The sequence below is a fragment of the Sphaerisporangium sp. NPDC005288 genome, assembly GCF_040607475.1.
GTDB lineage: Bacteria > Actinomycetota > Actinomycetes > Streptosporangiales > Streptosporangiaceae > Sphaerisporangium > Sphaerisporangium rhizosphaerae.
Window position 1 is genome coordinate 1 of sequence record NZ_JBEXGT010000119.1, and the last position, 1,186, is coordinate 1,186.

The following is a 1,186-nucleotide window of genomic DNA, read 5'->3' on the forward strand; positions in this document are numbered from 1 at the left end:
GCAACCACGTGAAGAAAACTCTTCCCCTGAACTAAGTAATGTGCAACATGAAGTCAATAATTTAATCGAACAAGATGCCGCGGCGGATGAAGGGTTGTGGAGTGAGATAGATTCATTATGTGAAAAATGGCAGTCTGAAGCGGAAGACCAAGCTGAAGCGGAGATAATAGCCGACAGAATAATTGGAAATAGTCAAAGGATGGCGAACCTTAAAATTCGTCGTACAAAGTTCAAAAGTGTCTTGTATCATATACTAAAGGAACTAATTCAATCTCAGGGAACCGTAAAGGTTTATCGCGGTAGTAGCTTTTCACACGATTCTATAAAGATAAGCTTACATTATGAAGAGCAGCATATTACAGCCGTATGGGTCTACCTAACAGTGAAATTTGAAGAGCATTGGAAACCAGTTGATGTAGAAGTCGAGTTTAGGTGCAAGTTCAAGGAGCGAAAGGTCAATGAGTAGGTTATATAGGGATATAGAAGATATAGAACATAGCAAAGAGCTGCTTTTGAGCAATGTTTGTGGAAGCGGTATTCGCAATATTTTAGTAGCTCGTTACAGTCCGGTGCGTTTTTGGTTTTTTGAAAGTGCGTCTTCAGAGCGCTTTTGGTTTTCAAAAGCGCTCTGAAGTTCCTATACTTTCTAGAGAATAGGAACTTCGGAATAGGAACTTCAAAGCGTTTCCGAAAACGAGCGCTTCCGAAAATGCAACGCGAGCTGCGCACATACAGCTCACTGTTCACGTCGCACCTATATCTGCGTGTTGCCTGTATATATATATACATGAGAAGAACGGCATAGTGCGTGTTTATGCTTAAATGCGTACTTATATGCGTCTATTTATGTAGGATGAAAGGTAGTCTAGTACCTCCTGTGATATTATCCCATTCCATGCGGGGTATCGTATGCTTCCTTCAGCACTACCCTTTAGCTGTTCTATATGCTGCCACTCCTCAATTGGATTAGTCTCATCCTTCAATGCTATCATTTCCTTTGATATTGGATCATATGCATAGTACCGAGAAACTAGTGCGAAGTAGTGATCAGGTATTGCTGTTATCTGATGAGTATACGTTGTCCTGGCCACGGCAGAAGCACGCTTATCGCTCCAATTTCCCACAACATTAGTCAACTCCGTTAGGCCCTTCATTGGAAGACATTTGATGACCTCATTTCTTTCAA

The 1,186-nt window shown here is 41.4% G+C and carries 3 protein-coding genes; 2 read left to right on the forward strand and 1 reads right to left on the reverse strand.

Going from position 1 to position 1,186, the window contains the following annotated elements; genetic code table 11:
* Together ABZU32_RS40945 and ABZU32_RS40950 are read left to right on the forward strand one after the other, a co-directional pair.
* Positions 1-466: hypothetical protein (locus tag ABZU32_RS40945; protein WP_354932191.1), on the forward strand; the 466-nt coding region annotated here is incomplete at its 5' end.
* Entirely contained in the window at positions 459-632 is a 174-nt protein-coding gene (locus ABZU32_RS40950) for a hypothetical protein (protein ID WP_022619478.1), read from the forward strand. The genes ABZU32_RS40945 and ABZU32_RS40950, both read left to right, overlap by 8 nt.
* 198 nt (positions 633-830) lie before the next feature.
* On the opposite strand, the gene ABZU32_RS40955 is transcribed toward ABZU32_RS40950, so the two are convergent.
* A partial coding sequence (locus ABZU32_RS40955; protein ID WP_354932195.1) for a hypothetical protein occupies positions 831-1,186 on the reverse strand: 356 nt, incomplete at its 5' end.